The 20,081-nt window shown below is 72.3% G+C and carries 19 protein-coding genes; 6 read left to right on the plus strand and 13 right to left on the minus strand.

Translation table 11 applies throughout. The features are described from left to right. Positions 1 to 2: 2 nt before the first annotated feature. From ACE101_RS17560 to ACE101_RS17575, 4 genes are all read right to left on the minus strand, one after another. The gene (locus ACE101_RS17560) at positions 3 to 407 is read right to left on the minus strand and encodes a hypothetical protein (protein ID WP_379131969.1); all 405 of its coding nucleotides are present in this window, start codon (positions 405 to 407) and stop codon (positions 3 to 5) included. A 137-nt stretch (positions 408 to 544) separates the two neighbouring features. Next, positions 545 to 925: a hypothetical protein gene (locus ACE101_RS17565; protein ID WP_379131972.1), complete on the minus strand. Its 381-nt coding sequence runs from the start codon at positions 923 to 925 to the stop codon at positions 545 to 547. 73 nt (positions 926 to 998) lie between these two features. Next, positions 999 to 2,834, minus strand: a complete 1,836-nt coding sequence (locus ACE101_RS17570; protein ID WP_379131974.1) for a methylmalonyl-CoA mutase family protein — start codon at positions 2,832 to 2,834, stop codon at positions 999 to 1,001. A 103-nt stretch (positions 2,835 to 2,937) separates the two neighbouring features. Further along, on the minus strand, positions 2,938 to 3,741 hold the full coding sequence (locus ACE101_RS17575) for an undecaprenyl-diphosphate phosphatase (protein ID WP_379131977.1): 804 nt from the start codon (positions 3,739 to 3,741) through the stop codon (positions 2,938 to 2,940). 290 nt (positions 3,742 to 4,031) lie between these two features. Here ACE101_RS17575 and ACE101_RS17580 point away from each other — a divergent pair, with 290 nt between their 5' ends. Genes ACE101_RS17580 through ACE101_RS17590 form a run of 3 tightly spaced genes read left to right on the plus strand, consistent with a single transcriptional unit; the run spans position 4,032 to position 6,783 of the window. Further along, entirely contained in the window at positions 4,032 to 4,724 is a 693-nt protein-coding gene (locus ACE101_RS17580; RefSeq protein ID WP_379131978.1) for a glutathione S-transferase family protein, read from the plus strand. A gap of 44 nt (positions 4,725 to 4,768) precedes the next feature. Further along, positions 4,769 to 5,905, plus strand: coding sequence for a tRNA epoxyqueuosine(34) reductase QueG (gene queG, locus ACE101_RS17585; protein WP_379138762.1), 1,137 nt, complete (start codon positions 4,769 to 4,771; stop codon positions 5,903 to 5,905). Positions 5,906 to 5,931: 26 nt separating this feature from the next. Further along, entirely contained in the window at positions 5,932 to 6,783 is an 852-nt protein-coding gene (locus ACE101_RS17590) for an SDR family oxidoreductase (RefSeq protein WP_379131979.1), read from the plus strand. Between the two features lie 76 nt (positions 6,784 to 6,859). Here the strand turns inward: ACE101_RS17590 and ACE101_RS17595 are convergent, their stop codons facing one another. The 3 genes from ACE101_RS17595 to ACE101_RS17605 are packed head-to-tail and all read right to left on the minus strand — an operon-like array spanning position 6,860 to position 10,131. Then, positions 6,860 to 8,272 (minus strand): O-antigen ligase family protein, encoded by a 1,413-nt coding sequence (locus tag ACE101_RS17595; RefSeq protein ID WP_379131981.1) that lies wholly within the window; start codon positions 8,270 to 8,272, stop codon positions 6,860 to 6,862. 3 nt (positions 8,273 to 8,275) lie between these two features. Next, positions 8,276 to 8,746, minus strand: coding sequence for a GtrA domain-containing protein (locus tag ACE101_RS17600; protein ID WP_379131984.1), 471 nt, complete (start codon positions 8,744 to 8,746; stop codon positions 8,276 to 8,278). Further along, a complete protein-coding gene (locus ACE101_RS17605) occupies positions 8,743 to 10,131 on the minus strand; it encodes a glycosyltransferase family 87 protein (protein ID WP_379131987.1) in 1,389 nt (462 codons plus the stop codon). Before ACE101_RS17605 ends, ACE101_RS17600 begins: the two co-directional genes overlap by 4 nt. A 261-nt stretch (positions 10,132 to 10,392) precedes the next feature. Here ACE101_RS17605 and ACE101_RS17610 point away from each other — a divergent pair, with 261 nt between their 5' ends. Together ACE101_RS17610 and ACE101_RS17615 are read left to right on the plus strand one after the other, a co-directional pair. Then, positions 10,393 to 11,448: an acyltransferase family protein gene (locus tag ACE101_RS17610; protein WP_379131989.1), complete on the plus strand. Its 1,056-nt coding sequence runs from the start codon at positions 10,393 to 10,395 to the stop codon at positions 11,446 to 11,448. Between the two features lie 29 nt (positions 11,449 to 11,477). Continuing rightward, positions 11,478 to 13,004, plus strand: coding sequence for a right-handed parallel beta-helix repeat-containing protein (locus tag ACE101_RS17615; RefSeq protein ID WP_379131991.1), 1,527 nt, complete (start codon positions 11,478 to 11,480; stop codon positions 13,002 to 13,004). A gap of 67 nt (positions 13,005 to 13,071) precedes the next feature. Here ACE101_RS17615 and ACE101_RS17620 read toward each other — a convergent pair whose 3' ends face one another. Continuing rightward, positions 13,072 to 14,139, minus strand: coding sequence for a GNAT family N-acetyltransferase (locus tag ACE101_RS17620; protein ID WP_379131993.1), 1,068 nt, complete (start codon positions 14,137 to 14,139; stop codon positions 13,072 to 13,074). A gap of 259 nt (positions 14,140 to 14,398) precedes the next feature. Between ACE101_RS17620 and ACE101_RS17625 the strand changes: the two genes are divergently transcribed. After that, on the plus strand, positions 14,399 to 15,598 hold the full coding sequence (locus ACE101_RS17625; protein WP_379131996.1) for an FAD-dependent oxidoreductase: 1,200 nt from the start codon (positions 14,399 to 14,401) through the stop codon (positions 15,596 to 15,598). A gap of 75 nt (positions 15,599 to 15,673) precedes the next feature. On the opposite strand, the gene ACE101_RS17630 is transcribed toward ACE101_RS17625, so the two are convergent. From ACE101_RS17630 to ACE101_RS17650, 5 genes are all read right to left on the minus strand, one after another. After that, entirely contained in the window at positions 15,674 to 15,997 is a 324-nt protein-coding gene (locus tag ACE101_RS17630) for a CsbD family protein (RefSeq protein ID WP_379131999.1), read from the minus strand. Between the two features lie 97 nt (positions 15,998 to 16,094). Continuing rightward, positions 16,095 to 16,997 (minus strand): PhnA-like protein, encoded by a 903-nt coding sequence (locus ACE101_RS17635; RefSeq protein WP_379132001.1) that lies wholly within the window; start codon positions 16,995 to 16,997, stop codon positions 16,095 to 16,097. A 35-nt stretch (positions 16,998 to 17,032) separates the two neighbouring features. Further along, a complete protein-coding gene (locus ACE101_RS17640; RefSeq protein WP_379132003.1) occupies positions 17,033 to 17,377 on the minus strand; it encodes a CsbD family protein in 345 nt (114 codons plus the stop codon). A 213-nt stretch (positions 17,378 to 17,590) separates the two neighbouring features. Further along, on the minus strand, positions 17,591 to 19,066 hold the full coding sequence (locus ACE101_RS17645; protein WP_379132004.1) for a PAS domain S-box protein: 1,476 nt from the start codon (positions 19,064 to 19,066) through the stop codon (positions 17,591 to 17,593). A 398-nt stretch (positions 19,067 to 19,464) separates the two neighbouring features. Then, positions 19,465 to 19,974 carry a Fur family transcriptional regulator gene (locus tag ACE101_RS17650; protein WP_379132007.1) on the minus strand — a complete coding sequence of 170 codons (510 nt, stop codon included), beginning with the start codon at positions 19,972 to 19,974 and terminating at the stop codon, positions 19,465 to 19,467. Between the last annotated feature and the right edge of the window lie 107 nt (positions 19,975 to 20,081).

The raw sequence follows: 20,081 nt of genomic DNA on the forward strand, positions 1-20,081 counted from the left end.
CCCTACGGCTTGGGCGCCGGAGCCTCGGCATCGGCGCGCGGCTCGGCATTGGCCACCGCCTGGGTGGCGAGCACCGGCTTCAGGCGGTCCTCGAGGGCGCGAGCGAGGTGGCGCGTATAGGCGCCGCGGAAATAGCGGTCGCCGCTGCCCCAGCCGTGGCGCTGGTCGTGGGCGCGCACCATCGCCTCGACCTCGGGCCGGCAGAGAAAGCCGATCACGCCGGCGGCCTCGTACCAGCGGCCGTTGCGCGCGAGCGCGAGGGCCGATGGGTTGTTGCCGATACTCTCGGCGAAGCACTCGGTCGCCGCCGCCTCGATCGGCGAGGGGGCGCGGGCCGGGAGGTCGCGGGCGAGGGCGGCGCTGGCGGCGGTCGTGCAGACCAAGCCGAGGAGCAGGAAACGGGTCATCCGGGGGCGGCCCAAATCATCGAGAGGAACGAGCCTCCCGAGCTTGCCGCCGGTCCGGGGCGAATCTACGGCAGATCCTCCCCGGGATGTGGTGCGGTTGCGCGCGGGCCCAAATGTCGCGGAGAGGTTGTCGCGGCTCAGCCGCGGCGTTCCGCGTTCCAGCGCCCGCCACACCGGCTGGAGCCGGAGGTGGTCCAGGTTCCGTTGCCCCAGCCGTCGGCGAGCCGCCCCACGACCTGCGCGCTGGCGTCGCCCCGGCTGATCGAGCCGCGCACCGCGCCGTTCGGCTGCACGCGCCCCGTCACGGTGAAGTCGCTGCCCCCGGCATAGCGGGCCTGCCCGTTCTGGATGATGATGCCGTAGCGGTAGGCCCGGTCGCAGGTGCCGGATTCGGTGATGACCTCCACGCTCCATGTCCCGTCGAAGCGGGCCGCCGAGGCGGCGCCCCGCTTCGCCGCCAGGGCAGGACCCGCCGCGGCGGTCAGGATGATCGCGCCCGCGAGCGCAGTCCGCAGCATCGTCGTCACTCGTCACTCCCCGTGAGACACCCCCCGCGACAAACGCCCGAGCTTCGCCGTGGTTGCGACCGGATCAGGACCGGGCGAGGCTTTGCGCCTCCGCGAGCAGGTGCAGGAGGTCGCAGCCGGCATAGAGGTCGCGCGTCACGCCCGCCGCCCGCAGGTCCGCCTCCAGGGCGCCCGGCCGGCCGGCGAGGTAGAGGACGCGCGCACCCGCCTCCGTCAGGGCCCGGGCGGCGGGAACCGCCTCGCTCGCGTAGATCTCGTCGGAGGAGCACAGGCAGGCGAGCGGCGTGCCGGCCTCGCGGAAGGCCGCCGCCAGGGCGGCATGGTCCGGGAAGCCGTCATTCGTCACCGCCTCGATGCCGCCCGCCTCGAAGGCGTTGCGGGCGAAGGTGGCGCGGGTGTTGAAGGCCGCGATCGGCCCGAGATTGGCCAGGAACACGCGCGGGCGCCGGCCGGTCTCGGCGAGGATCGCGTCCGAGGCGTCGCGCAGCCGCTCGAAGGGCTCGGCGAAGCGCAGGGAGGGAAGGGCGCCCGCGGGGGGCGCCGCCGGCTCGGGGGCGGGGGCGAGCACGGCGACGGGCGCCTCGGCGAGATGCGGGAACTCGCTCGTGCCGGTGATCGGCTGCCGGCGGGTGGCGAGGTCGCGCTCGCGCCCCTCGCGGATCGCCGCGAGGCGCCCCTTGAGCGCGCCCGAGGCGAGGCTCTCGACGATGCCGCCCTCGCGCTCGATCGCCTGGAACTGCGCCCAGGCCTCGGTGCAGAGCGCCTCCGTCAGGGCCTCGAAGCCGCCCGCGCCGGCCGCCGGATCGGCCACCCGCCAGAGATTCGATTCCTCCAGCAGCACCACCTGCGTGTTGCGGGCGCAGCGCCGCGCGAAGGCGTCCGGCAGGCCGAGCGCCGCGGTGAAGGGCAGGACCGTGACCGCATCCGCCCCGCCGAGCCCGGCGGAGAAGGCCGCGCTGGTGGCGCGCAGCAGGTTCACCCAGGGGTCGCGGCGGGTCGTCGTGCGCCATGCGGTCTCGGCATGGAGGCGGATCGGCTTCGGGGCGAGGCCGCAGGCCTCCTCGATCCGGGCCCAGAGACGCCGCAGCGCCCGGAACTTCGCGACGGTGAGGAACTCGTCGGCATCGGCCACGAGCAGGAAGGCGAGGGCGTCGCGCGCCCGCTCCAGGCCGTGCCCGCCGGCTTCCAGCGCCCGCAGCAGCGCCACGCCGCTCGCCAGCACGGCGGCGAGTTCCCCCGCCTCGGTGGCGCCGGCCTCGTGGAAGGGCCGCGCATCCGCCAGCACCGCCCGTCCGGAAAAGCCCTTGGCGTCGAGGTCGGACAGGGTGGCGGAGAGCCGGGCCGCGGTCTCGCTCCAGGGCGCCGGCAGGCCGCCGCTCGCCAGCATGCCGACCGGATCGATGCCGAGATCGAGGTCGAGGCCCGCGAGCGCGTCGCCGCGGCTTTCCGCCAGGGCGACGATCCCGGCCGTGGCCGCGAAGGCGCCGGGGCCGGCATCGAGGCGCAGCGCGATCAGCGGCAGCATCACGCCCTGCAGTGCCGCCTCCAGCGCCTCCGGTCCGGGCAGGCCGAAGCCGCGGGACGCGGGCGCCCCGGCGAGGACCAGGGTGAGCGCGTCGGCGCCGCCTTGGAGATCGGTGAGCGCGAGGGCGTTCGCCTCGGCCGGGTCGGGATGGTCCACCCGCTGCGAGATCCGCCACGGGGCCGCCGTGCCGTCGCCGCGCGGCGGCTGCGGCGCGGGGGCGGCCGCGTCGTAGAGCGCCTCGATGCGGATGCCGTCGCGGGTCTTGTGGACGAGCCGCTTCTCGAACGCGGCGCCCTTGAGGACCCCGTCCACGAGGGCGCGCCACTGCTCGCGGGTGGCGGGTGGAAACGCGGCGGCGAGCGTGAGGTCGTCCATGACGGATCCTTGGGCGGGGCGGCTCTTCCTCTGCATCACACGGGATCGCGGCGCCACCCGTCAATGGTCGAGGCTGCCGACCGGGGCGATCGCCCCGGTGCGCCTACCCGAACACGATCAGCCCTGCGAAGCCCGCCGCGCCCACGATGATCCGCCACCACGCGAACAGCCCGAAGCCGTGGCGGGAGACGTAGTCGAGGAGCTTGCGCACCACGAAGAGCGCCGACAGGAAAGCGACCACGAAGCCGATGGCGATCAGCCCGACATCGTCGCGCGACAGGTTCTTGTAGTTGTCGAGCAGGTCCTTGGCGAAGGCGCCCGCCATGGTCGGCATGGCGAGGTAGAACGAGAACTCGGTGGCGGCGCGCTTGCCGGAGCCCATCAGCATGGCGCCCACGATGGTGGCGCCCGAGCGCGAGACGCCCGGAATCATCGCGAGGCACTGGAACAGGCCGATCTTGAGCGCCATCGACAGCGGGAATTGATGCACGTCGTCGTATTTCTGCTCCAGCTCGGTCTCGTCGAGCACGAGGAGCACGAGGCCGCCGGCCACCAGGGTCGCGCAGACGATCCAGGGATTGAACAGGTAGGCCTTGATCATCTTCGAGAAGATGCCGCCGACGATCGCCGCCGGCAGGAAGGCGATCAGCACGGCCAGGATGAAGCGGCGCGCATTCGGGTCGCCCGGGGCGCGGCGCGCGAGGTCGAGGAGCCTGCCGAAATAGACGCCGACGATCGCCAGGATGGCGCCGAGCTGGATCAGCACCTCGAAGGTGTTGTTCGGCGAATGGAAGCCGACGAAGTGGCCGACGAGGAGCTGGTGCCCGGTCGAGGAGACCGGAATGAACTCCGTCGCGCCTTCGACGAGCGCGAGGAGGACGGCCTTGCCGATGCCCGCGAGATCCATCAGCGGGCTCCCCGGCCGGCGCGGGCCGGCCTTCCGTGCTTCGACACAGCCGTCATGATCGCTCGCTCTCGCTGGAGGCCGCCGACGGCGGCGAAGGAAGGATCCGGGATGCGAAACCGTCGCACCGCCATGGTTGCGGGTCGGTTACCAGCATCGGCGACCCGTGTTAAGGATGCGGACGTCCTGCGCGGGGATGATGACCGGCCGTTAATCCGTTCCGGGCTCAATCGCCGCACAAGGCCCGCCCGCCCGACCGAGGCCAGCCAGACACGAAGCGCGACACGGCCCGCATGGCGACGCTCCACCACTCCCCCTTCTGCCCGCATTCCCGGTTCATCCGCTTGGTCCTCGCCGAGATGGGCATGGAGCCGGTCCTCGCGGAGGAACGCACCTGGGAGAGGCGGGACGAGTTCCTGATGCTCAACCCCGCCGGGGTCACGCCGGTGCTGGTGGAGGAGGGCGGCCTCGTGGTCCCGGGGGCGGGCGTGATCGCCGAGTACCTCGACGAGACGCGCGGCCTCGGCCTGTCGGAGCGCCGCCTCCTGCCGGAGGCGCCGGGCGCGCGGGTGGAGGTGCGCCGGCTGCTCGACTGGTTCCTGTCGAAGTTCGACCAGGAGGTGACGGGCTACCTCGTCACCGAGAAGATCCACAAGCGGTTCATGACCTCGCATCTCGGCGGCGGGCCGCCGGACATGAACGCGATCCGGGCCGCGCGCAGCAACGTGCGCTACCACCTCAAGTATATCGGCTACCTGATCGCCCGGCGCAAATGGCTGGCGGGCGACCATCTGACCTATGCGGATCTGGCGGCCGCCGCCCATCTGTCCTGCGTGGACTATCTCGGCGACGTGCCATGGGACGAGGACGAGATGGCGAGGAACTGGTACGCGCGGGTGAAGTCCCGCCCGTCCTTCCGCAGCCTGCTCGCCGACCGGGTGCCCGGAATGGCGCCGGCCGACCATTACGCGGATCTGGACTTCTGAGATCCGGACTGCCGAAACCCAACGGGGCGGGGCTCCGGCGCCTTCTGGAGGAGCGGGCGCGGGCGCTCGGCTTCGATGCGCTCGCCGTGACGGGCCCGGAGGCGGTGCCGGAGCTGCCCGGCCGCCTCGCCGCGTGGCTCGATGCCGGCCATCAGGCCGGGATGGGCTGGATGGCCGACCGGGTGGCGGAGCGCGCCGCGCCCGCCACGCTGTGGCCGGCGGTGCGCAGCATCGTGATGCTCGGGATCAATGCCGGACCGCAGGAGGACCCGCTCGCGGTGCTCGCCGCCCGGGACCGGGGGGCGATCGCGGTCTACGCGCAGCGGCGCGACTACCACGACGTCATCAAGGGCAAGCTGAAGGAGCTGGGCGGCGTGCTGGCCGCGCGCGGCGGGGCGGATCTCAAGGTCTTCGTGGATACCGCGCCCGTCATGGAGAAGCCGCTCGCGGCCGCGGCCGGGCTCGGCTGGCAGGGCAAGAACACGCTCCTCGTCTCGCGCGAGGTCGGCACGTGGTTCCTGCTCGGCGCCATCTACACGACGGCGGAGCTGCCGCGCGACGCGCCCATCGGCGACCGCTGCGGCTCCTGCCGGCGCTGCCTCGACGCCTGCCCGACCGGCGCCTTCCCGGGCCCCTACCGGCTCGATGCGAACCGCTGCATCGCCTACCTGACGATCGAGCATGCGGGGCCGATCGCCCCCGAGTTCCGCGAGGCGATCGGCAACCGGGTCTTCGGCTGCGACGATTGCCTCGCGGTCTGCCCCTGGAACAAGTTCGCACGGGACGCCCGCGAGGCGCGGCTCGCCGCGCGCCGGGAGCTGGCGGCCCCGGCGCTGTCGGATCTCGCCCGGCTCGACGACGCGGCGTTCCGGGCCCGGTTCGCGGGTACGCCGGTCAAGCGGACCGGGCGCGCCCGCTTCCTGCGCAACGTGCTGATCGCGATCGGCAATTCGGGCGACCGGGCGCTCGCCGCGGAGGCGGAGAGGCTCCTCGCCGATCCCGCGCCGCTGGTGCGCGGCATGGCGGTGTGGGCGCTCGCCCGCTTGGCGCCCGACCGTCTCCCGGCCTCTCCCCCCGCCGACGAGACGGATCCCGACGTGCTCGCCGAGTGGCACGCCGCGCGAAATCCGGGTGTCTCGCGGGCAGGGCCCCTGGCGGCTGCGGGGCAGCGCCCTGCATAAGGGCCTCAAGCTTGGGATTCCTTCGCATGAACCTGTTCGTCTTCGGGCTGGGCTACACGGCGCGGCACTTCGTGGAGCGGGAGCGCGGGCGCTTCGCGCGCGTCGCGGCCACCCTCCAGACCGTCCGCCCGCCCGCCCCCGAGGGCGTCGACCTGCGGGTCTTCTCGCCCCGCGAGGCGGATCCGCGCATCGCCGGGGATCTCGCGGGAAGCGACGCGATCCTGGTCTCGGTGCCGCCGCAGGACGGGGATCCGGTGCTGGCGGCCTATGCGGAGGCGATCGCCGAGAGCCCGGCGCGCTGGATCGGCTACCTGTCCACGATCGGCGTCTACGGCGACCGGCAGGGCGCCTGGATCGACGAGGCGACGCCGCCCGCGCCCACCCACGGCCGCACGCGGGACCGCGTGGCGGTGGAGGAGGCGTGGCGCGCCCTGGGCGCCCGCACGGGCAAGCCGGTGCAGATCTTCCGCCTGTCCGGCATCTACGGGCCGGGGCGCAACGCCTTCGTGAAGCTGCGCGAGGGGCGGGCGCAGCGCATCATCAAGCCGGGCCAGGTCTTCAACCGCATCCATGTGGACGACATCGCCACGGCGCTCGCCGCCTCGATCGAGCGGCCGCGGGCGGGGGCGATCTACAACGTCACCGACGACGAGCCGGCCCCGCCGCAGGACGTGACCGCCTTCGCGGCCGACCTCGCCGGGCTGCCCCTGCCGCCGGAGGTGGATTTCGACACGGCGCCCCTGAGCCCGATGGCGCGCAGCTTCTACGGCGAGAACAAGCGGGTCCGGAACCGGCTCATCAAGGACGAACTCGGCGTCGCCCTGCGCTTCCCGACCTACCGGGAGGGTCTGCGGGCCCTCGTGGCCGACGGGGCTTGAGGCGGAACGGCCCGCGGCGATTCGGCCGAGAGCCGCCGAACGGGCTCTCTGCACTGAGCCCCCCGCGGGCTCCCGCTCAGGCGCCGCGCCGCCGGTACGGCGACAGCCCGAGCGGATCGCAGGGGCGCGGCGGGGCCCGGGGCGCCCGGTAGATCATCACCGCGCCGACCCCGAGGCCGAAGATCGACCAGTGCCAGATCCCGACCATCGGGCCCTCGATCGCCACGTCGAAGGTGGCGTCGATGATGATGGCGAGGCCGTAGCAGAGGATCCAGAGCAGCAGGTTCGCCCACACCGTCTCCCCGCGGCGGCGCGCGGACAGGAAGGCGCTGATCATCATCAGGAACCAGGCTCCCTCGGCGGCGAACCACAGCACCACGCCCGGCACCCCGGCGCGGGCGAGCATCGTGTAGTGGACGTTGTGCGGCGAGCGCAGGGGCGGGCCGCCCAGCTCCTGGCCGACCATGAACCCGTCATCGACCGCGAGGCTGACGCCGAAGCCCTTGCCGGTCCAGAAATACGGACCGTGCAGGGTGTAGCCCTCGATGGCCTTCCACCAGCGCAGGCGCCACTGCTTGGTCCCGTCGAGGTTGGCGGCATCGCTGTAGCCGAGGAGGCTCTCGAAATTGCGCACGATCTGCCCGGGGCCGATGCTGCGTCCGTCCGAGAGGGGGATCTCGATCCCCGCCGCGTAGGCGGCGAGGAAGACGAGGAAGGCGGCGAGCATCGGCATGGCGATGAGGCGCAGGCGGCCGCTGACCACGATCGCGAGGGCGGCCGGCACCACCACGGACAGCATGGCGCCGCGGCTCGGCGTGATGAAGACGAGGCTGAGGAGCAGGAAGCCGCACCACCAGTAGCTGACGCGCCGGAAGCCGAGGATCACGAAGACCAGCGTGCCGGAGAGGTGGACCGCGGCCTCGCCGAGGCGCACGTAGATGGTGGGCACGCCGAGCCCCGGCCAGGTCGGGAAATTCGGAAACACCATGCTGACGTTGAGGATCGCGGGCGCCACGATGGCGTAGAGCCCCGCGAAGGGAGCGTAGACCGCGACGACCCAGCCGAGGCGCTCGGGCTTCTCGACCAGCAGGGCCGCCACCGCGAGGGCGTAGATCCCGTAGACCACCACCACGCTGTCGCGCGGCGCGTCGAAGCCGTGGATCGGCAGGAACACCACCGTCCGGCACAGGACCCAGACGATCAGCACCGTGAGGATGACGATCGGCACCGCGCTGCCGAGCGCGAACCAGCAGCCGCTGCGCAGGAACACGACGACCCCGAGGATCAGCATGATCTCGCCGATCAGCAGGGGTGGCAGGCCCACATAGGCGAAGCCCTTGCCGGCGAGCGCGTAGCCCGCGAGGCACACGCACAGGAATCGGAAGTAGCCGTCGCTGGAGAAGAGCCGGAACGGGGCGGTCCGGAAGACCGGAGGCGCGTGGCGGGCGCCCGCGGCGGCCGGTCCGGCGGATTGCGGCAGCAGGCGCATGGCTCAGGCTCCGGGATGCGCCGGACCGGGGGCGCCGCGCAACGATGCGGGCCGCGCCGGCCGGAAGGTGATGCTGCGGTGTCCGAGGAAGTTCAGCACCGCCCCCGCGGCGATCGCCGCCGCGTGGGCGAAGGCCAGGGCCGCCTCGCCCTGCCACCAGGGGGCGAGCGCGGTGCGGATGAGTTCGGCGAGCCCCGTGACCACGAGCGAGGTGACGAGGTTGACCGCGAGGAAATCGCGGATCTCCTGGTGGAGCGGGCGCGCCGAGAAGGGGAACACCACGCTCCGGTAGAGGACGAAGCCCGCCACCATGCCGATCGCCGCCGCGCTCCAGACCGCGAGCCAGAACGGCAGGACGAGGGAGAGGGGGAAGCGGGCGAGCCAGTTGAGCGCGGCGGCGGTGCCGCCGGCGAACAGGAAGCGGAGGGCGGGCGGCAGCGAGGCCGCCCGGGCCGCGAGCGGGGGCCGGCTCATGCGCGGGCCGGGTCCAGGGCGGCCGGGGCCGGGCCGGGGGAGCGGGCGGTCTGGGCCTGCACCCGGTGCAGCAGGACCAGCACCGTCACCACCGCGACGAGGCGCCAGGATTGGAGCGGGGCCGCCACCGTCCCGGCGAGGCGCTCCGAGATGTTCCAGTAATTGCCGATCGCCACGAGGCACAGGCCCCACAGGATGAGCCGCGTCCGGCGGCGCGCCGCGTCGGGATCGGCCGCGATGGCGAAGAACAGGATCACGAGCACCGGGAAGGCGATGCCGTAATGGTGTCCCCAGGCGATCGGCGAGGCGAGCGTGAAGGCCATGGCCGCCGTCAGGAAGTCGAGGATCGCGGCCCGCCGGGCGCCCGCCCGCGGCACCAGCGCGTAGGCCACGATGAGCACGGACGACCACAGGGTCGCGATGCGCACCAGCGGGGTCGGCGGCGGGAAGGACGAATAGTCGAACTTCAGAACCTCGTCGGGGAACATCAGCCCGTTCATCAGGCCGTTCACCGAGGTGTTGTCCCAGAAGATCTCCCCGCGCTGCGAGATGTAGGTCAGGACCGACAGGTAATCGAGGTGGTTGGAGAAGCCGAACAGGGCCACCGAGACGAGGAGGCCGAGGCCGAGGCAGACGGCTTGGCCGGCCGCGAAGGCGGTCTCGCGCCGGATCAGCGCCCAGACCAGGAACAGCGAGAATTGCGGCTTCACGAGGCAGACGAGGCCGATGCAGGCGCCCGCGAGGAGCCGCCGGTCCCACAGCCAGAGCAGGCAGGCCAGGGCGAAGAGCGCGTTGAGGAGCGCCTGGACCTGGCCGAGCCGCCACGCGATCATGATCGGGTAGAAGAACAGGGCCGCGAGCGCGAAGGCGGTCGCGAGCAGCGCGCCCGGAATGGCGCCGATCTCCCGCAGCGGCCCGGTCGTCATCAGCCTGACGCAGATCAGGGCGGTGAGGACCGGCATCGCCAGGATGCAGAACCAGACCAGCCGGTTGAGTGCGGCGACGCTCGGCGTGATGCCGAGGGCGTCATAGGCGGCGTAGATCAGCAGCGAGCTCGGGGGATACTGGAACTTCACGTGCTCGACGAAGAAGAGATCGTAGAGCGGCGAGGGGTTCCCGGCGACGATGTGGGCATAGGCGCGGCCCATCGGCATCCACGAATCGTCGAGCGCCCCCGTGAAGGTGAACCAGCTGTAGGCGCCGCCGACATAGCCGGAGAGCCGGAGCGCGATGCCGCAGCCGATCATGGCCAGGATCGCCGAGGCGGCCCAGAGCAGCGGCCGTCCCTGCCGGAGCGGGACGGGGCGCGCATGGGCGCGCGCCACGGCGCGCGCGCTGGCATTCGCAGTGGCGCGCCCGTTCATGCGGGGAATTCCCTCGGACATGACGTCTCCCGGTGATCGAGGTCAGGGAAGGCCGCAGCCGGGGCCTCTCGGACCCCCGGCGTCGCCGGATCTGTCCGGACGATAGGAAGATCAGCCGGACGGGCCTACGGCCCCTTTCGGGCTAGTGCTTGGGAGGAGGGTCCGGTCGATTGATGCGGCGGCCCGACCGCCGCATATCTTGAGGCACGCCCGGCGGCCGGTCTCGCGCAATACATCGGCCCATCTGCCGCGCGCTTGTCGCACGCGCTGGAGAGTGACCGCATGTCCGAGCGTCGGGGGGAGATCCAGTGGCTCAGGGCCGTGGCCGCGCTCGAGGTGGTGGTGGTCCATTCCGACCTCGCCACCAAGCACATCGCGCCGGGCTCGGTCCTTCAGGGCTGGTACGCGTCGCTGGGCGGGCTCGGCGTCGAGGTGTTCTTCGTCGTCTCGGGCTTCATCATGTGCATGGTGGCGTCGCGGGCGCCGGGCGCCGGGAGCTTCATGCTCGGCCGGATCCGGCGGGTGATCCCGCTCTGCCTCCTGTTCACCGCCGTCGCGGCGCTCATCCACGGCCTGTCCGCGCGCCACCTGATCGCCCCGGCCGAGATCACCCTCGACTCCCTGGTCCGCTCCGGCCTCGCCCTGCCGCAATGGCCCTTCCCGATCCTCGGGCCGACCTGGACCCTGGAGCACGAGATGATCTTCTACGAGATCGTCGCGCTCGCCCTGCTCCTCGGCGCCCTGACGCGCCCGACCAAGCTCGCGCTCGGCATCCTCGTGGCGGCCCTCGGCTGCGTCGGGGCCTGGCTCGGCCCGCATCCGGAGGTCGGGGTCTGGACCGCCCACGTGGCGAGCCCCTACATGCTGGCCTTCGGCTTCGGCTGGCTCCTGCGCTGCGCCGAGGAGAGCGCCCTGCCGGGCCGGCTCGCGATCGGCGCCGTCTGCGCGGCGGCGGTCCTGCTGAGCCTCGCGGCCGGGGAGCCCTGGAGCCTGCGGCTGGTGCTGCGGATCAGCCTCGCGACGCTCCTCTGCGCCATCGTGCTGAGCGCCCGCCGGCCGCTCTCGGCGGAGACCCCCCTGAACCGGCTGGCCTGGCGCCTCGGCGACGCCTCGTTCAGCCTGTACCTGACGCATTGGTTCGTGCTGTCGGCGAGCGGCAAGCTCGCCGGGATCCTCGCGATCCCGCCCGCGCTGGCCCTCGGCGTGCGCCTCGGCGTGATCCTGCTCGCGGTCGTGATCGGCCTCGCCGCGTACCGGATGATCGAGATGCCCCTCGAACGCTTCCTGCGCGGCGGGCTCCCGGGCCGCAAGCCGCTGCCGCAAGTCGCCCGGACCTGACGGCGGTCGCTCCCGGAGGAGACAGGGCCATGATCCAGCCGCATCCCCGGACCCGGCCCTCCGTCCTCGGCGGTGCGGCGCGCGCGCGGCGCGGTCGCGCCCCGGCGGGCGGGGCCCGCGCGGGCGTGCTCCTGCTTCTCGCCGCCGCTCCCGCCCTCGCGGCCGGACCCGACGAGAATGGACGGCCCGCCTGCCCGGCGGGCGCGATCCGCATCGCGCCCGGATCCTCGATCCAGGAGGCGGTTGAGCGGGCGGGGGAGGGCGCGCGCTTCTGCATCGGCGCGGGCCTCCACCGGATGCAGATCGTGACGCCGCGCAACGCGCAATCCTTCGTCGGCGAGCCCGGGGCGGTGCTCGACGGCTCGCGCCGCATCGAGAGCTTCACCCGTTCGGGCCGCTTCTGGGTGGCGGGCGGCCAGCCCGCGCCCTTCGACGTGCGGGGATCCTGCCTCGCGGGCCGCCCCTGCACCCGGCGGGCCGGGCTGTTCCTCGACGGCGCGCCCCTGCGGCAGGTGGAGCGGCGGGAGGAGATGGGCCCCGACACGTTCCTGTTCGATCCCCTGGCCGGGACCATCGTGCTCGCGCAGGATCCCGCCGGCCACGTGGTCGAAACGGCGCGGGCCGCCTTCGCCTTCTCGGGCCGGGCCGCGGATGTGCGGATCGCCGGGCTCGTCATCGAGAAGTACAACAGTGCCGCGCAGTACGGCGCCGTTCAGGCCGCCGCGGGCCGCGGCTGGCAGATCACCCATACGGAGGCGCGCCACAACAGCGGCGCGGGGATCGTGCTCGGCCCGGGCGCCACCCTGTCGGACAGCGTCGTCCACCACAACGGCCAGCTCGGCGTCGGCGGCGTCGGCGACGGACTCTCCCTCCTGCGCAGCCGGATCTTCGCCAACAACACCCACGGCTACGATCCGGACTGGGAGGCCGGCGGGGTGAAGATGGCGCAGGCCCGCACCGTGGTGATGCGCGGCAACCACGTGCACGAGAATCACGGGCCCGGCCTGTGGTGCGACATCGATTGCGAGCGCGTGCTGTTCGAGGACAACCGGGTCGAGGGCAATGACGGGCCCGGCATCTTCTACGAGATCTCCCGCATGGCGACGATCCGGGGCAACCGGCTCGTGCGCAACGGCGCCGGTCCCCGCGCCTGGGTCTGGGGGGCGGAGATCCAGGTGGCGGCCTCGGCGGATGTGGAGGTGGTGGGCAACGACCTCACGGTCGCGCCTGGCGGCCACGGCGTCATCCTGGTGGATCAGGGCCGCCCGCGGGCCCGGGGCGGCTACTACGAGACCCGCGGCAACACCGTGCACGACAACGTCACGACCTTCGACGCCATCGGCCGTTCCGGCGGAACCTCGGACGTGCCGGCCGGACGGCCGCAGGCCGGGATCATCGAGGCCGGCGGCAACCGCTTCGACCGCAACACCTATCGCTACCGGTCCGGCTCCGAGCCTCTCTTCCTGTGGGGGCCGCAGATGTCCTTCGCGGGCTTCCGGCAGGCCGGCCAGGAAGCGGGCGGCCAGATCCGGCTGATCGGGCCCGAAGGCCCCTGAAGCCGCGGGCCGACCGCGGCTTCGCCCGCCCGGACCTGCGGAAAGCCGGGCCGGCACCGGGGCGGCCTCACGCCGTGCCGAGGCGGCGCAGCCGCTCCGCCCATTGCTTCAGCCGCGGCCGCAGGTGCCGGACATAGGCCAGGGTGCCGTATCCCCCCGGGCGCAGCGGGACGACGTAGTCGCTCACCGGCATCGCGGCATTCGCCCATTCGCGCTTGTGCGGATAGGCGGGGGCGAGGAAGTCGAGCACCTCGATGCCGATCTCCGCCGCGTGTTCGACCATCCACCAGAACAGCAGCCGGCCCGGGCCGTGCGCGGCGAAGCGCTCGTCGTAGCTCTGCACGAGCGAGGCGTAGCAGCCGTCCCGGAGCGTGCCCGCCTCCAGGGCGGCGGTCTCGCTCCCGGTGCTGATGCGGGCCACCAGGAAATCCGGCCCCGCCGCGAGCTTCTCCAGGAAGAGGGCGTTCGCCGGATGGGCGTAGCCCGCGCTGATGCGCCGGGTGCGGGTGATCCAGGCCTGCTTGAGGCGCAAGGCCTCGCGCATCGCCGCGACGCGCTCGGCGGGATCGCGGACGAGTTCGATGGTGACGGCGCCGTGCTCGGCGAGGTCGCGCTGGTGGCGCCGGAGCGTGCTGCGGGTCCGCCCGGAGCGGGGCCGCATCGGGCCGCCCGCCGCGTCCGGCCGGAAGTCGCTGAGCGGCGATTCCTCGCGGCGGGTGACCCGCCCGCCGCAGCGCGACGCCAGCAGCGGGGCGATGGCGGCGTCGTCGCGCACGCCCTTGAGGATGAGGGCGTCGACGCCGCGCAGGCCCATCAGGGTTTCCCAGGCCCCGGCGATCCACGTCTCCCGGTTCGGGCCCGGCTCGACCAGCCAGTCGCCGTACTGGGTGGCCGGCTCGCCGAGCATGTGCAGGACCTTGAATGGCCCGAGGCGCCGCAGGGCGAGGGGCATCACCAGCACCAGCCGGTCGCCCGCATAGAGGCTGAGAAGATGCAGCCTCTCGCGGTGGCCCACCTCGCGGTTGGCCTCGATCCAGGCGCGGCACCAGTCGTAGCTCTGGAACACCGTGCCGCCCGCGCGCGCCTCGAGGTCGCGCCAGGGCTTCTCCAGATGCGCGAGGTCGTGTTCGACCACCGCCTGCCAAGGTCTGGCAACGACAAGCTTGGGAATGGACGCAAGGTCGGATGCTGACAGGGTATTGTGCATAGCAGCATTCACCGCACTGATTTGTTTCTAAGATGCCCTGGTTTAGTATCGAGGTAATCAACCACCCTGCGGAGAATCCGGGCTAAAATGTCGATGAACAGCGTACCTCGAAAGAAAGTGAGGGGAATTTGCCGGAAGGTTTAATCTGCATTCGGGCCGAGTAGGCCGAATTGAGCGGAGTCGCGCCGTGCAGACCGAGGTTGCCGTGGTGGGAGGGGGATTGGCGGGGGCGCTGGCGGCGACCATGTTGGGCCGCGCCGGGCACGACGTCGTCATCGTCGATCCGCACGAGGTCTATCCGCCCGATTTCCGCTGTGAGAAGCTGGAGCAGGGGCACATGGCGGTGCTGCGGCGCTGCGGCGTGGCCGATGCGATCCTGCGCAACGCGACCCATACGGGTGAGCTGTGGATCGCCCGGTTCGGCCGCATCGTCGACAAGGTCCCCTTCGACCAGTTCGGGCTCGCCTACGAGCGTTTGGTCAACACCGTCCGGGCCGAGATCCCGGCCTCGGTGCGGGTGTGCCGCACCTTCGTCGACGGGGTCACGCCGGGGGCGGACGGCGCCCAGGTCCGGCTGGCGGACGGCCGGACGATCACGGCCCGCCTCGTGGTCCTGGCGAGCGGCCCGAACTGGACCCTGCGCCAGGCCCTCGGCCTGACGCGCGACCTCGTGAGCCCCTGCCACTCGATCACGGTCGGCTTCGACCTGGAGCCCGCGGGCGGCGGCGACTTCGCCTTCCCGGGGCTGCAGTACAACCCGGAGCGCAGCTCCGAGGGCATGGCCTATCTGAGCCTGTTCCGGATCGGCCGGACCATGCGCGCCAATCTGTTCCTCTACCAGCCCCTGAAGAGCCCCTGGCTCAAGAGCTTCCGGGAGGATCCCGACGCGGCGCTGGCGGTGCTGATGCCGCGGCTGTCCCGCGTGATCGGGCCGTCGCGCGTGGTCGGACCGGTCAAGGTCCGGCCGACCGACCTGCACGAGATGCACGATCCCGTGCGGCCGGGGGTGGTGCTCGTCGGCGACGCCTTCGCGACGCCGTGTCCCGCCACCGGGACCGGCTCCCTGAAGGTCTTCACCGATGTCGAGCGGCTGTGCAACACCCACATCCCGCGCTGGCTCTCGACGCCCGGGATGGGGACGGAGAAGATCGGCGCCTACTACGCCGACCCGGCCAAGACCGCCTGCGATGCGATGTCGGTGGCGCGGGCCTACGAATTGCGCGCGCTGACCCTCGGCACGGGGCCGGTCTGGGAGGCGCGGCGCTATATGCGCTTCGGCCTGCGCCTCCTGCGCTGGGGCCTGCGCTCCCTGGTCCCGTCGCTTCCGGCCCGCCGGACCGAGCGCGAGGCAGATGACGCGCCGAAATCGGCGAGCCCGGTGCGTTGAGGGCCCGGCCGGTCGACGCCCTGACGGCGAGGCCAGGAACGCCGAACGACGGGATTCCCGGAGGCGCGCGGCGCCTCAGCGGCGGCTGAGCCAGCCCGCCGCGAAGGCCAGCGCGGCGATGCCGAGAAGCGTCGAGGTGCGGTGCGTGTCCGCGTAGTGCAGGGCTTGGCGGCCGTAGGTCCCGCCCTGCCGGCGGGCCTCGCGGGCGAGCATCGTGCCATCCGCGTAGAGATCCTCGGCCCGGTCGCGGGCCTGCCCGTAGGCATATTGCGCACCGCCGGCCACTTGGTTGACGGCACCGCGGATCTGGCGGGCCGGGTCGCCGGTCAGGCCGCCGACCACCGTCTGGGCACGCCCCTTGAGATGGCGGGCACCGCCCTGGAGATGATCACGGTTCATGGCATCCTCCGTCGGTTGCTGGGGGTGGAAAGGAGACGACCGGCCGGTGACGTCGCACCGGCCGGGACGGCGGCGTGGTCGCCGCCGGGTTGGCGCCTCAGAGACGATGGGCCTCGGCGGCGGCGACCGGGGAGACCCGGCCGGCCCGGCCGCCCAGGAAGGCCGCGAGAGCGCCCAGGATCAGGGCGATGGCGGCGGAGAAGGCGCCCTGGGTCGCCGCGGATTTCGCCGCGACCGCCGCCTGCTCCGCCTTCTGCTTCGCGGTGGCGACCGCCGTGTCGTACTGCTTCTCGTAATCCTGGACCTGCTGGCGGGCCTGCTCGACCGGGATGTTCTGCGCCTTGGCGAGGGCGTCGGCGGCGCGCGCCTCGGCCTGCTCCCGCTGGGAGGCGTCGCCGGTCAGCACCGCCCGCACGGCGGCCACGGCGGCGTCGCGCAGCGCCTGCGGGTCCTGTCCGTTCGCCTGCCGGCGCACCTTCTCCTCGATGCCGTCGATCGGGTTCGGGATCCGGGAGAGCGAGGGCGCGGCGGCCTGCGCGGCCGTCTGCACGCTGCCGCCGAGGAGGTTGCCCGCGCCGCCGAGCGTGCTGGCCACGCCCATGAAGGCGCCGCCGACGATCCCGCCGACCGTCGAGGTCAGGAGATAGAGCACCACGAGGGTCGTCACCGCCCAGGAGACGAGGCCGTGCAGGCCCGCCGCCCCGGCGATCGGCTTGCCGGAGAGGCGCCCGGCGATGAAGCCGCCCGCCAGCGAGGCGAGGATCCCCGAGACCACGAACCACAGCCCGGCCCCGAGCGACAGGGTCGAGGCGGCGGGGTTGTCGGCGGCGGTCGTGCCGACGCTGGCGAGCCCGACGCCGAGGCCGATCATGTTGAGGATCACCTGGGCCACGAGCGCGGTGACCGCGCCCGCGAAGACCGCGCCCCACGACACTTGGTTGAGGGCGACGGCGCGCGTGTCGCTGGCGGCGAGCGAGGGAAGGCTGGACGTGGATGCCACGGGACTGCTCCGAGTTTCAATCTGCGGCGTCCGCGTCAGCGGCGGCCGTGGACGAGGAGGGCGAGGCCGTAGCCCACGAGGCCCGCGATCAGCAGCGAGGCGATCGGGTATTCGGCGACCTGCTGGCCGACCTCGCGCCGGCCGTGGCGCAGCGCCTCGCCGCCCTGCGCATAGGCCTCCTCGGCATAGCCCGAGGCGTCCTCGGCGACGTGCCGCACGGCATCCTTGGCCTGGCCGTAGAGGTTCTCGGCCTGGCCCTGCGCCTCGCGGAAGCGGCCCTCCGCCGAATCCCGGTGGGAGCCGACGAGGTCTCCGACCGCGCTCTGCACCTTGCCGCCGATCTCGCGGGCGGCGCCGGTGATCCGATCCGTGTCAACCATGGGTCTCTCCTGTGGTGGCCCGTCACGGGCTGGCCGCCTCGCGCCGGGCGTGCTCCCGCGCACTCGCTGCGCACGGGCCAACGATCTTCATGTCTTCCGGCTGGAAGGATGAAGAATTCAGTTGATTTGATCGTTCGGTCCTCGCGGATACGGGGAATTCCGAACTGCCTCTGAGGTAGATTTCGATCCGAAATCTTCAATGGTAGAAAAATACTAGTCCGGTGAATTTTCCGAACCGAGGGTGCCGAGCGGGAATCCGTGACTGCGGCCCCAGAGGATGACCTCCGTGCGCTTGTGGACGCCGAGCTTGCGGTAGAGGGCGGCGCCGTGGTTGCGCACGGTGTTGCGCGATAGGCCGAGCTTCCGGGCGATGGTCTCGTCGTCGAGGCCCCCGCAGATCAGCGACAGCATCTGCCGCTCGCGGCCGGTCAGGTTCAGGGACCCGGTGCCCCTCTCCTGCGTCCGCGGGCGGCGCAGGTTCGCGAGCGTCTCGATGAGGCCGCGGCTGAACCAGGAGGTGTCGGCCATCACGGCCTCGATCGCCTGGAACAACTCGCGCTCGCCGGCCTTGCGCTCGCTGATGTCCTGCAGGACCACGAGCATGCAGGCCTCCTCGCCGATGTCGATGCGCTCGGCCGCGATCAGGCAGTCGATCTCCGCCCCGCTCTCGTGCCGCAGGCAGGCTTCCAGCCCCGGCTCGCTGCCGGACCTGCGGACGCTCTCCTCGAACCGCATCCGGGCCTCATCCGTCGCCCAGAGCCCGGTCTCGGCGGGCGAGCGGCCGATGATCCGATCCTCGCCGGGGCCGAAGACGCGCGTGAAGGCCTCGTTGATCGAGAGCACGGTGAAATCCTCCGCCCGCGCCAGGATGGTGGGGACGGGGGTGAGGCGGAACGCCTTCGCGAAGCGCTCCTCGCTCTGGCGCAGGGCGGTCTCCGCCTTGCGGCGCAGGTCGAGGTCCGCGAAGGAGAACAGCATGCAGGCCTCGTCGCCGAACTCGATCGGCTGGCCGGCCACGATCACGAAGCGCGTGCCGCCGTCCGGCAGCTGGAGGCAGGCCTCCATCTGCGGGATCGTGGCGCCCTCGTTGAGGCGCTGGATCGCGAGGTCGCGGCTGCGCGCGCCGGCGAGCACGTCGACCTCGTAGACGCTGCGGCCGATCACGGCCTCGCGGGAATAGCCGGTCATCTCCAGGAACCCGGCATTCACCTTGACGTGGCGCAGGTCGGAGAGGCGGCAGATCACCGCCGGGGCCGGGTTGGCGTTGAAGGTCCGCTCGAACCGCTCCTCGGCCTCGAACTGATCGGAGATGTCCTTGAGGATCAGGGCGAGAGAGCTCGGCCGGCCGGACACGTCCGTGGCGACGAGGCTGCGCAGCGAATGCACGAAGCTCTGGTCCGCGCTCTCGACGCGCTTCACCTCGACCACGTCGCCGCGGAGGATCTCCCCGGCGACGACCCGCTCGAGCGGGGTGCGCTCGGGCGCACGGCTGGTGCGGTAGCGCAGGGTGAAGCGCTCGCGGTATTCCTCGACGGTCCGGCCGAGATCGCCGAGGCTGCCGACGCCGTGCATCGCGAGAGCGGCCGCATTCGCCCAGGTGATGCGCCGGTCCGGTTCGAGAAGGATCACACCCTCGCTCAATCCGGCGATGATCTGCCTCAGTTCCGATCGGTCGGCGCCCTCTGTCACGTATCGTCTCCGGACGCTTCCGCTTGGTCACCCGGCCCTCAACAGGAGCATGGGACGGAGGTTCCGCGTCTTCTTGCTCTGACGCATTGGTACGCCGGTATCAGGGAGGGTGGTGCGTGTTGGCGGGCCGGTGAGCGGAAGGGCTGCCGCCGCACCGGGGCCGCCCTCGAAAATCGTACACAACACATTGCGCCACAACACATCTGTCGTGAACGCAGGCCGGCGGCGCGATGCGGCTCAGGAGGCACGAAAATACTCCGACGGAGTAATTCTCGATCGGGCGGCCTCCTCGAGGTGCTGGGTCAACCGGTCGCACCGCCGCGATCCGGGCGCGCCGGGAACCGCCGGCCCTGCGGCCGGCCTCCGTTCCGAAAGGGGCTTGTCGGCGCGCTCGGATCTCAGGCGCCCGCCTGGCCGGAGGCGCGGCTTTCCGCGGAGCGTTCCTGGCAGGCGCCGCACTCGCCCTCGACCTCGACGATGCGGCTCGCCGGCCGGAAACCGGCCTTGGCGAGGGTGCGGTCGAGCCCGCGCTCGATCTCCGCCGAACTCGTCTCGTCCACCGAGCCGCAGGCGCGGCAGATCAGGAAGACCACGCCCTCGCCATCGTGGTGGCCGTGCTCGCAGGGCACGAAGGCGTTGCGGCTGGCGATGCGGTGGACGAGGCCGTTCTCGGTGAGGAAGTCGAGGGCGCGGTAGACCGAGACCGCCGCCACCCGGCGCCCCGGCGCGCTCAGGCGCTCGGCGATGTCGTAGGCGCCGAGGGGGCGCGCCTCGGCGGCGATCACCTCCAGCGTGCGCTGACGCAGGGGGGTGAATTGCAGGCCGCGCTCGTCGCAAAGGCGCTCCGCCCGCGCCAGCAGGTCCGTCCGGCCCTCGCAGCCGCAGCCATGGCCCGCGCGCTCGCCCATGCTCGCTCTCCGGTTGACACGCCCGGCCTGTTACAGTGTAACGGGCCCCAGCCGTCAAGGGTGCTCCGTCCCCTCGGCCTCAAATGGTGAGCGGCGCGGTCGTTGTC

This window comes from Methylobacterium carpenticola, from assembly GCF_042748905.1.
Lineage (GTDB): Bacteria > Pseudomonadota > Alphaproteobacteria > Rhizobiales > Beijerinckiaceae > Methylobacterium > Methylobacterium carpenticola.

Coding starts and splice junctions, on each gene's coding strand:
- ACE101_RS17650 (WP_379132007.1), bottom strand. CDS start 19,974: ATGGGCGAGCGCGCGGGCCATGGCTGCGGCTGCGAGGGCCGGACGGAC.
- ACE101_RS17615 (WP_379131991.1), top strand. CDS start 11,478: ATGATCCAGCCGCATCCCCGGACCCGGCCCTCCGTCCTCGGCGGTGCG.
- ACE101_RS17560 (WP_379131969.1), bottom strand. CDS start 407: ATGACCCGTTTCCTGCTCCTCGGCTTGGTCTGCACGACCGCCGCCAGC.
- ACE101_RS17570 (WP_379131974.1), bottom strand. CDS start 2,834: ATGGACGACCTCACGCTCGCCGCCGCGTTTCCACCCGCCACCCGCGAG.
- ACE101_RS17605 (WP_379131987.1), bottom strand. CDS start 10,131: ATGTCCGAGGGAATTCCCCGCATGAACGGGCGCGCCACTGCGAATGCC.
- ACE101_RS17565 (WP_379131972.1), bottom strand. CDS start 925: ATGCTGCGGACTGCGCTCGCGGGCGCGATCATCCTGACCGCCGCGGCG.
- ACE101_RS17600 (WP_379131984.1), bottom strand. CDS start 8,746: ATGAGCCGGCCCCCGCTCGCGGCCCGGGCGGCCTCGCTGCCGCCCGCC.
- ACE101_RS17630 (WP_379131999.1), bottom strand. CDS start 15,997: ATGAACCGTGATCATCTCCAGGGCGGTGCCCGCCATCTCAAGGGGCGT.
- ACE101_RS17590 (WP_379131979.1), top strand. CDS start 5,932: ATGAACCTGTTCGTCTTCGGGCTGGGCTACACGGCGCGGCACTTCGTG.
- ACE101_RS17610 (WP_379131989.1), top strand. CDS start 10,393: ATGTCCGAGCGTCGGGGGGAGATCCAGTGGCTCAGGGCCGTGGCCGCG.
- ACE101_RS17580 (WP_379131978.1), top strand. CDS start 4,032: ATGGCGACGCTCCACCACTCCCCCTTCTGCCCGCATTCCCGGTTCATC.
- ACE101_RS17595 (WP_379131981.1), bottom strand. CDS start 8,272: ATGCGCCTGCTGCCGCAATCCGCCGGACCGGCCGCCGCGGGCGCCCGC.
- ACE101_RS17575 (WP_379131977.1), bottom strand. CDS start 3,741: ATGGATCTCGCGGGCATCGGCAAGGCCGTCCTCCTCGCGCTCGTCGAA.
- ACE101_RS17640 (WP_379132003.1), bottom strand. CDS start 17,377: ATGGTTGACACGGATCGGATCACCGGCGCCGCCCGCGAGATCGGCGGC.